Genomic DNA, 9,429 nt, shown 5'->3' on the forward strand with positions numbered 1-9,429 from the left:
ACCTGCTCAATATGCGGAACTAATTCAGAATTAAATATGATAATAATGAAACACGTTTCAATGCTATCACAAAATGATATTTACTCATTGTTATACTTTGATAAAGAGGGGAAAATATGTTAGGTGCAATAATGGGCGATTTTATTGGTTCTCGATTTGAAAACCAAAACGCAATCCAGTGTTTAGCTTTTAAATCAAAAGATTTTGAACTTGTTCATCAAGATTGTAAGTTAACAGATGACAGTATGCAGACTATGGCTGTTGCAAAGGCTGTATTTGAATGTCGAAATGATTTGTCGAATATTCATCAGAAGGCTTTTGAATGTATGAAAGAGTTTGGGCGGAAAGTAAAATATGCCAATTATAGTCCTAAGTTTTTCCGCCGGATTTGGTCTGATTCAACTGAGCCATTGAATTCATTCGGAAATGGAGCTGCTATGTGCATTAGTCCTGTTGCTTATGTTGCAAAGAAAATCCTTGAATTATAAGAATTATGCTTAGCACAGAATAACTAACAGATGGAAAAAAATCAGTGGTTGAGGCTCTTGAAACCATAATACAGAGAAAGATTTGATTTAGATTAATGCCAATATTCCAATAATATAAAATAGAGTAGTGGAGAAAAAATGGCAAAAGCAAAAAAACAGGTTAGTTTTGAAGATGCTCTCTGGAGTGCCTGTGATAAATTACGTGGAACAGTTGAACCTGCAGAATATAAACATGTTGTATTAAGTTTAATCTTTTTGAAATTTGTTAATGATAAATTCAATGACCGCAAAGAAGAACTTATTTCAGAAGGTAAAGAAAAATATCTTGATATGCAGGAATTCTATGATATGAAAAACGTATTCTTTGTTCCTGAAGAATCCCGCTGGTCATTTATCATGGAAAATGCAAAGCAGGCAGATATTGCTCTTAAAATTGATACTGCTTTGAATACAATCGAAAAGCAGAACCCGACTCTCAAAGGTGCTTTGCCGGACAACTATTATTCACGCCTTGGAATTGATGTTTCAAAACTTGCAGCTCTTCTCGATGAAATAAATAACATTCACACAACAGCAGATAAAGAAAATGACATTATGGGCCGTGTGTATGAATATTTTTTAACAAAGTTTGCTCTTCAGGAAGGTAAAGGAAAAGGTGAATTCTACACTCCAAAAACAGTAGTAAATCTTATTGCAGAAATGATAGAGCCGTACAAAGGAAAAATTTATGATCCTTGCTGTGGTTCAGGCGGTATGTTTGTTCAGTCGCTCAAGTTTGTAGAAAATCATGCAGGCAGCACAAAAGATATTTCCGTTTACGGACAGGAAGGAACCAGTACAACTTATAAAATGGCAAAAATGAATCTTGCTATCCGTGGTATTCCGTGTGATTTGGGAGAAAAAGCTGCCAACACTTTTACAAACGATTTGCATAAAGATTTGCGTGCAGATTTTATTATGGCAAACCCTCCGTTCAATCAGAAAGACTGGCGTGAAGAAAATGAACTTACACAGGATTCAAGATGGGACGGATATTTAGTTCCTCCAGCAAGCAATGCAAACTACGGCTGGATTTTGCACATGGTCAGTAAACTTTCACAGAACGGTGTTGCAGGCTTCCTTCTTGCAAACGGTGCATTAAGCGGTGAAGGGCAGGAACTTGAAATTCGCAAGCAGCTTATTGAAAACAATCTTGTTGAAGCAATTGTAATTCTTCCGAGAAATCTTTTTTATACAACAGATATTTCAGTTACTTTATGGATTTTAAATAAAAACAAAAAGAGCCGTATAGTTCAGCAGAACGGAAAAATGCGTAAATTCCGTGCCCGTGAAGATGAAGTTTTGTTTATGGACCTTCGTCAGATGGGAAGTCCTTATGAAAAAAAATATGTTGAACTTACTCAAGAAGAACGTGACAAAGTAACTGGCGTTTTTCACAACTGGCAGAATGACAATAACGATTATCAGAATGTACCTGAATTCTGTTACAGTGCCAAAAAAAGTGAAATTGCAGAAAAAGGATATACTTTAGTTCCAAGCCGCTACATTGAATTTGTAAACCGCGATGAAACTGCAGATTTTGATACAAGCATGAAAACTTTACAGGCAGAACTTACAGATTTACTCAAGCAGGAAGAAAAAAGCAAAAAAGAACTTTTAAGCGTCTTTAAAGATCTTGGTTATGAAATCAAACTGTAGGAGAGATTGGTGGAAAAGCAGAATAAAGGCGACATTGTAATCTATCAGACAAAAGACGGTCTTACAAAAATTGATGTTCGTTTTGACGATGAAACTGTATGGCTTACTCAGGCTCAGCTTGTGGAACTTTACAAAAGCAGCAAGGCGAATGTAAGTGAACATATTAAACATATATTTGAAGAAGGCGAACTTGCAGAAGAATCAACTGTTCGGAAATTCCGAACAGTTCAGATTGAAGGCGAAAGAGAAGTAAGCCGAGAACAGACTTTTTACAACCTTGATATGATTATTTCTCTTGGTTATCGCATTAAATCAGGTATTGCAACACAGTTCCGACGTTGGGCTACAGAAATCCTTAAGGAATATCTTAAAAAAGGTTATGCTGAAAGCATTGCTTTTTTTAAGATGGTTCAGAAAAATCTTTCTCCTGTAGAGCAGGCATATCTGATACAATCAAAACTCTTGAAAAAGAAGTAAAGCCAAAGGGAAAAAAGTAGATGAAAGAGAAATACAGATTTTCAGATTTGATAGAAAAAGTTACAGAATTTAATACAAAAAAAGAATTTGGGTTAAATGATATTGTTGGAGTGACAATTGAAAAAGGTTTGATTCCGACTGTTGCAAATTTAACACAAACTTCTTTGGATGATTTTTATATAGTGCGACCTAACACTTTTATTTATAATCCTCGTACTCATGGTGTAAGACTTGGAATGGGTTTTAATAAAACAGAGAAAACCTATATTACAAGTTGGAACAATATTGCATTTAAGGTAAAAGATTCTGCTAAAGATATTGTATTGGCAGATTATTTATGGATGTATTTTAATAGAAACGATTGGGACAGGCAGACAAACTTTCTTGCATGGGGTAGTTCGACAATTGTTTTTGCTTGGAATGATTTTTTGAATATCAAGATCAATATTCCATCAATCACAGAACAGCAAAAACTTGTAGACGCCTACAACGCAATCGAAAACCGCATCCAGATAAAGAAAAAAATTAATGAAAAACTGGAAGAAACAGCACAGTGTTTGTTTTCTAATTATTTTGGAGAATACAATAAATTTTATGAAAATAAAGATGAATTAAAAGAATTGCCAAATGGTTGGAAATATGCTTTTGTCAAAGATTTTTGTAAAGATAATATTGAATCGATTTCTAACAATACAACGCTAAAGAAAATTTTGTATCTTGATACAGGAAGTATTACAAACAATAAAATTGAAGTGTTACAAGATATTTCTATGGAAGATTCTCCTAGTAGGGCAAAAAGAATTGTTAAAAATGGAGATATTGTTTTTTCAACTGTTCGACCTAATTTAAGGCATTTTGGGATAATTAGAAATCCTGCAGATAATTTTATTGCATCTACAGGTTTTTCAGTTTTGAATAATAATAGTGAAAAAATTTCTAATGAATTTCTATATATGTGGATTTCTAGCGACGCTGTTTTGAATTATCTTCAATCAATTGCGGAAAATAGTGTTTCTACGTATCCATCAATAAATTCTAGCGATTTGATGGATATTAAAATAATCATTCCGTCTGATGAGATTTTGTCGACTTTTGGTAACTTCTTGAAAAAAACATTTATAAAAATTGATGATAACAATAAAGAACTCCAACATCTCACTCAACTTAAGCAGCTTTTAATCACCCGTTTATCAGGAATGTAAAAAGCATATTTCAGCTGCCGAGAAAAATTTCAAACACTGTCTGGAATTTTTACAGATATTTGAGACACTGTCTCACATTTTTAAAGAAGGAGAAATAGAAATGAAAAACAGTTCTACAGAACTAGCAAAACAGATAGATTATCTTATTTACAGTACTCCACAGGAAGATATAAGTGTAAATGCTCTTGTAAAAGATGAAACAATCTGGCTTTCTCAAAAAGCAATGGCAGAATTATTTGGATGTTCCACAGATAATATCGGTCTCCATTTAAAGAATATTTTTGATAGTAAGGAACTTGATAAAGATTCAGTTACCGAGGATTTCTCGGTAACTGCCACAGATGGTAAGAAATATAACACTCACTTTTATAATCTTGATGCAATTATCTCAGTTGGTTACCGTGTGAATTCTGGCAGGGCAACTCAATTTAGAATTTGGGCAACAAGTATTCTTAAGGAATATATCAAAAAAGGTTTTGTTCTTGATGATGAACGGCTTAAGCAGGGCGAAAAAACTTTTGGGAAGGACTATTTCCGTGAGTTGTTGGAAAGAGTTCGTTCTATTCGTTCGAGCGAAAGACGAATTTGGCTTCAGATTACGGATATTTTTGCAGAATGTTCCATTGATTATGACAAGAATTCTGAAATTACAAAAAAGTTTTATGCTACAGTTCAGAATAAATTTCACTACGCTATTACGGGACAAACTGCCGCAGAAATTGTGTATAATAAGGCAGACCATAAAAAAGAAAATATGGGGTTGACTACTTGGAAAAATTCTCCTGACGGTCGTATTTTAAAAAGTGATGTTGAAGTTGCTAAAAATTATCTTTCAGAAAAACAAATCAAGCAGCTTGAACGTGCAGTTAGTGGTTATTTTGATTATATTGAAGATTTAATCGAACGGGAAATCCCTTTTAATATGGAACAGTTTGCTTCTAGCGTCAATGAATTTCTTGAGTTCAGAAAATATGATATTCTGGAAGGTCAAGGAAGAATTTCCCATAATCAGGCAAAGAAAAAAGCGTTTGATGAATACGATATTTTTAACAAAACGCAGAAGATAAATTCTGATTTTGAAAAATCATTAAAAAAATTGGAGAAATAATATATGAAATTCGACGAACACGCATTAGAACTCTCCATAATGGAGCTTTTTGAAAATCAGGGTTATTCTCATATTACAGGCAGTGAGATTCATCACGAAAAGACAGAAGTTCTTTTGATTGATGTCTTAAGCAATTTTCTTTTATTCCGCTACGGTTCACAGGATATTACTCCAAATGAAATTAATGCTGCCATAAATCGAATTAAAAATATTTCTTCTGATTTGTACGATGAAAACAAAAAAGTTCTGGATTTAATCTGTAACGGTTTTGCTCTTCGCCGTGATGATCCTTCTCAAAAAGACTTGTTTATCCAGCTTATTGATTTTGAAAAACCAGAAAACAATATGTTCAGTATTGTAAATCAGCTGGAAGTACAGGGAAGGGAACAACTTCGTATTCCAGACGGCATTGTTTATGTAAACGGTATTCCTCTTGTTGTTCTGGAGTTCAAATCTGCAATTAAAGAAAACACTACTATTGAAGATGCATATAAACAGCTTACAGTGCGCTACCGCCGTGATATTCCGGAGCTTTTCAAATACAATGCTTTTGTTGTAATTACTGACGGTGCAAATACAAAAATGGGGGCTTTGTTTTCGCCTTATGAGTTTTTCTATGCATGGCGAAAAGTTGAAAGTACAGATAAAGAAGTAGACGGAATTAGCTCATTAATGACAATGGTAAACGGACTTTTCAGAATGGACCGTCTGCTTGCCGTTGTAAAAGACTTTATCTATTTCCCGGATTCAACAGATAAAGAAATAAAAATTGTCTGCCGTTATCCTCAGTTCTTTGCTGCAACAAAACTTTTTGAAAGTATAAAATCTGCTATGAAGCCAAAAGGCGACGGAAAAGGCGGTATTTACTTTGGCGCGACAGGATGCGGTAAAAGTTATACAATGGTTTTTCTTTCACGCATGATTATGAAAAGCAAGGAGTTTAACAGTCCGACTGTTGTTGTAATCACAGACAGAACAGATCTGGATGACCAGCTTTCTAAATTATTCCTTGAATCCAAAAATTACATTGGCGATGAAAATATTAAATGTATTGAAGCCCGTGATGATGAATTAGAAAACAAAACAGGCTTAAAGCAGGAACTTAAAAACCGTGCATCAGGCGGAGTTTATCTGACTACAATTCAGAAATTCAGTGAAGATATTAAACTGCTTTCTGAACGTTCAAATATTATTTGTATTTCAGATGAAGCTCACAGATCACAAACAAACCTTGAAGAAAAACTCATAATCAACGAAGAGAAGGGAATTGTTGAACATAAATACGGCTTTGCACACTTTCTGCATGAATCTTTCCCGAATGCAACTTATGTTGGTTTTACAGGCACTCCAATTGATGAAATGGAACAGGTTTTTGGTGATGTAGTTGATACATACACAATGAAAGAATCTGTTGCCGACGGAATTACTGTAAATCTTGTTTATGAAGGCCGTGCTGCTAAAGTTTTCTTGGATCACAAAAAGATTCAGGAAATTGAAGCATATTATGAAAAATGCCTTGAACAGGGATCAAATGAAAATCAGGTAGAGCAGAGTAAAAAGGCTGTCACAAGTCTTGAAGCAATTCTCCGTGATCCTGATGTAATTAATGAAATTGCAAAAGATTTTATTGCTCATTATGAAAACCGAGTTACAGAAGGTGCATCAGTTCTTGGCAAAGCAATGTTTGTCTGTTCAAGCCGAGAAGTAGCTTTTGATTTATGGAAAGCAATTATTGCACTTCGTCCTGACTGGAATGTAGAGCATCCTACAAAAGAAGAAATTGAATCAATCCGTGCAAAGTTAAAGGCAGAAGGAAAGAAGCCTGAAGAAATTGAAAAAGAACTCAAAAAGTTAAAGCCGATTGAAAAAATCAAAATGGTTATGACTGAAAACAAAGCAAAAGATGTAAAAGAACTTTACGAAATGCTTGGTAAACATGATGACCGAAAAGAATATGACAGACAGTTCAAGAATGAAAAATCCAATTTCAAAATTGCTGTTGTCTGTGATATGTGGCTTACAGGATTTGATGTTCCGTGTCTTGATACAATTTATATTTACAAACCGCTGCAGAAACATACTCTTATTCAGACAATTTCCCGTGTAAATCGTGTTTATAAGGGAAAAGAAAAGGGCTTGATTGTCGATTATATTGGTATCAAAAAAGCAATGAATGAAGCTCTTAAAAAATATACCGGCGGTGAACAGGAAGAATTTGAAGATTCTGAAAAAGCCGCAGTAATCGTAAAAGATGAATTGAGCGTTTTAAAAGCAATGTTTAATAAATTTGATTCATCTTCATATTTTAATGGAAGTCCGCTTCAGCAGCTTGAAACACTGAATAAAGCAGTAGAATATGTTCAGTTTACAGAAGATATTGAAAAACGCTTTATGGCATCTGTAAAACGCCTTAAAAAAGCATTTAATCTGTGTTCTTCAAGTGAATCTTTTTCTAAAGAAGAAAAAGAACAGATCAATTTTTATATTGCCGTTCGTGCTATTCTCTTCAAACTTACAAAAGGTGATGCGCCTGATATTACCACAATGAACAACCACGTTTGGGAAATCCTGCAGGAAGCAATTAAATCTGACGGTGTTGAAGAACTGTTTCAGGTAGGAAAACAGGTTAATTTTGATTTGTTTAATCCTAAATACCTTGAAAAGATAAATAAAATCCAGCTGCCGAATACAAAAATTAAAGCACTGGAACAGCTTTTAAAACAGGCAATAGAAGAGTATAAAAAGACAAATAAAGTTAAGGCTGTAGAGTTTTCTGACAGATTGAACAGTTTGATTATTTCCTACAACAATCGTTTTGCAGATGGAGATTTTGCAAGCCATGTTCTTGATGATGTTACAGAACAGTTGAACAAACTCTTTAGTGATATGCTCGCAGACAGAAAATCTTTTGAAGAAATGGGAATCGACTTTGAAGAAAAAGCATTCTACGACATTCTTATCGCCTGTGCAAAAAAATTTGATTTTGAAGATATTTACTCAAAAGACAAAATGATTGACCTTGCAAAGAAAATAAAACAGCTTGTAGCCCAGAATGTAAAATATACAGACTGGAACCAGCGCATAGATGTAAAAGCTGAAATGAAAGCTGATTTAAGAATTCTTCTGGACGAAAACGGTTATCCGCCAGTTCCCCGTGATGAAGTATTCAAAGAAGTCTTTGAACAGGCAGAAAACTTTAAGAAGTTTGAGGAATAAATTTTTAACCTTCTCTAAATTGCAATATTTCACTTTTTACCGTGTAATTGAGTTCATCTTCGCTTTCTGATTTAAGAATTGCAAGTGATGCTGAATTGTGTTAATCCCGAAAAATTAACTTTAGTTACCTGCGGCGTTTCCTGTAAATTCTAAAAAGGAAAAATTATGCGCTTAAGACCTTATAAAAATTGTGATGTTTCAAAAATTTTGTCGTGGATAAAAGATGAAACTTCTTTCAGAAAATGGGGCGCCGACCGCTATAAAAATTATCCTGCAACGCCTGAAGATATGAATAAAATGTATAAAGAGGTTCAGGTTACGGAAAAGAAATGCTTCTTCTTTCTATAAAATATGCTTTTGAAATTCTGAAAGTTGAAAAAATTACACTCGGAGTTTTTGAAAACAACAAAAGCGGCGCTTATTACTTCTACAAATCATGCGGATTTACAGAAGTCCTCGTAAAAAATCCCGAATATTACACCATAAATTCAGAAACCTGGAAATGACTAGAACTCGAACTAAAAAAATAAACCTCAAATAAAAACTTGATAATTCTATTCTTTCAGTCAATAATATAACAAATTTAAAAAGATTTAATTTAGGAGGTCTTTATGAAAAAATTAAATTTTAAACATTTTGTGGGCACAGGACTTATTCTTTCAAGTTTGATGTTTTAGGTTGTCCAAGTCAAAGTTCAGATTCAGCTCCTGTAAAAGAAGAAGTAAAATCTACTAATGTTGCTGTTCCGGATAGTGTTACTAAAAGTACTACAGAGTATAAAGATCCAACAGAAGAAAATATGAAATCATTAACAGCCTTGATCAGTAATAAAGCTATTTTTAGATGGTTTTCTAATATTGTTGTGCCACAAAATTCAACTCGTGCAGAATCAACTTCAACAGAAGAAAAAGTAGAAGAAATTTCAAAGCGTATTTCAGATTCAATTACAAAATTTCAGAAAGATCTTTCTACGGGTTCTGCTGAATTGAATATCAGCGAAAATCCTGGAACTATTGCAGATTTTGCTGACGAAGGTATTACTGCTGAAATTCCGTATTTAAGGGCTAATGTTAAAGTTACAGCTGATCAAAAAACAGGAGCTATGTCCGTTACTTCAAATGCAGGTTTATCATTCAGTTCTTCTGTAGATTTAACAAAAACTTATGAAACTGATAAAACTTTAACTGAAGAAGATAAAATATTCAGCAGGTCTTCCAGCTCCCTTTGATTTCTAATTTTA

9 protein-coding genes are annotated in these 9,429 nt (G+C 33.8%); all 9 read left to right on the forward strand.

Annotation, left to right across the window (positions count from 1 at the left end; translation table 11 throughout):
- Positions 1–116 precede the first annotated feature (116 nt).
- Entirely contained in the window at positions 117–488 is a 372-nt protein-coding gene (locus ACT6XC_RS09075; protein ID WP_443741567.1) for an ADP-ribosylglycohydrolase family protein, read from the forward strand.
- Positions 489–626: 138 nt separating this feature from the next.
- Positions 627–2,186, forward strand: a complete 1,560-nt coding sequence (locus tag ACT6XC_RS09080; protein ID WP_443741568.1) for an N-6 DNA methylase — start codon at positions 627–629, stop codon at positions 2,184–2,186.
- Between the two features lie 9 nt (positions 2,187–2,195).
- Complete coding sequence (locus tag ACT6XC_RS09085; protein ID WP_443741569.1) at positions 2,196–2,663, forward strand: virulence RhuM family protein; 468 nt, start codon at positions 2,196–2,198, stop codon at positions 2,661–2,663.
- A gap of 20 nt (positions 2,664–2,683) precedes the next feature.
- On the forward strand, positions 2,684–3,865 hold the full coding sequence (locus ACT6XC_RS09090; protein ID WP_443741570.1) for a restriction endonuclease subunit S: 1,182 nt from the start codon (positions 2,684–2,686) through the stop codon (positions 3,863–3,865).
- 100 nt (positions 3,866–3,965) lie between these two features.
- Entirely contained in the window at positions 3,966–4,973 is a 1,008-nt protein-coding gene (locus tag ACT6XC_RS09095) for a virulence RhuM family protein (RefSeq protein WP_443741571.1), read from the forward strand.
- 3 nt (positions 4,974–4,976) lie between these two features.
- Entirely contained in the window at positions 4,977–8,189 is a 3,213-nt protein-coding gene (locus ACT6XC_RS09100) for a type I restriction endonuclease subunit R (protein ID WP_443741572.1), read from the forward strand.
- Positions 8,190–8,354: 165 nt separating this feature from the next.
- The gene (locus ACT6XC_RS09105) at positions 8,355–8,537 is read left to right on the forward strand and encodes a hypothetical protein (protein ID WP_443741573.1); all 183 of its coding nucleotides are present in this window, start codon (positions 8,355–8,357) and stop codon (positions 8,535–8,537) included.
- Entirely contained in the window at positions 8,519–8,695 is a 177-nt protein-coding gene (locus ACT6XC_RS09110; RefSeq protein WP_443741574.1) for a hypothetical protein, read from the forward strand. The genes ACT6XC_RS09105 and ACT6XC_RS09110 overlap by 19 nt, the downstream gene beginning before the upstream one ends.
- Positions 8,696–8,988: 293 nt before the next feature.
- Positions 8,989–9,417: a hypothetical protein gene (locus ACT6XC_RS09115; protein WP_443741575.1), complete on the forward strand. Its 429-nt coding sequence runs from the start codon at positions 8,989–8,991 to the stop codon at positions 9,415–9,417.
- The last annotated feature ends 12 nt before the right edge of the window (positions 9,418–9,429 follow it).

Origin of the sequence: Treponema berlinense (genome assembly GCF_052273165.1) — a bacterium.
Classification (GTDB): domain Bacteria; phylum Spirochaetota; class Spirochaetia; order Treponematales; family Treponemataceae; genus Treponema_D; species Treponema_D berlinense_A.

What these genes read in the sequence shown, in the direction of transcription:
- ACT6XC_RS09075 (WP_443741567.1), top strand. Translation starts at nt 117, where the DNA reads ATGTTAGGTGCAATAATGGGCGATTTTATTGGTTCTCGATTTGAAAAC.
- ACT6XC_RS09080 (WP_443741568.1), top strand. Translation starts at nt 627, where the DNA reads ATGGCAAAAGCAAAAAAACAGGTTAGTTTTGAAGATGCTCTCTGGAGT.
- ACT6XC_RS09090 (WP_443741570.1), top strand. Translation starts at nt 2,684, where the DNA reads ATGAAAGAGAAATACAGATTTTCAGATTTGATAGAAAAAGTTACAGAA.
- ACT6XC_RS09095 (WP_443741571.1), top strand. Translation starts at nt 3,966, where the DNA reads ATGAAAAACAGTTCTACAGAACTAGCAAAACAGATAGATTATCTTATT.
- ACT6XC_RS09100 (WP_443741572.1), top strand. Translation starts at nt 4,977, where the DNA reads ATGAAATTCGACGAACACGCATTAGAACTCTCCATAATGGAGCTTTTT.
- ACT6XC_RS09105 (WP_443741573.1), top strand. Translation starts at nt 8,355, where the DNA reads ATGCGCTTAAGACCTTATAAAAATTGTGATGTTTCAAAAATTTTGTCG.
- ACT6XC_RS09110 (WP_443741574.1), top strand. Translation starts at nt 8,519, where the DNA reads ATGCTTCTTCTTTCTATAAAATATGCTTTTGAAATTCTGAAAGTTGAA.
- ACT6XC_RS09115 (WP_443741575.1), top strand. Translation starts at nt 8,989, where the DNA reads ATGAAATCATTAACAGCCTTGATCAGTAATAAAGCTATTTTTAGATGG.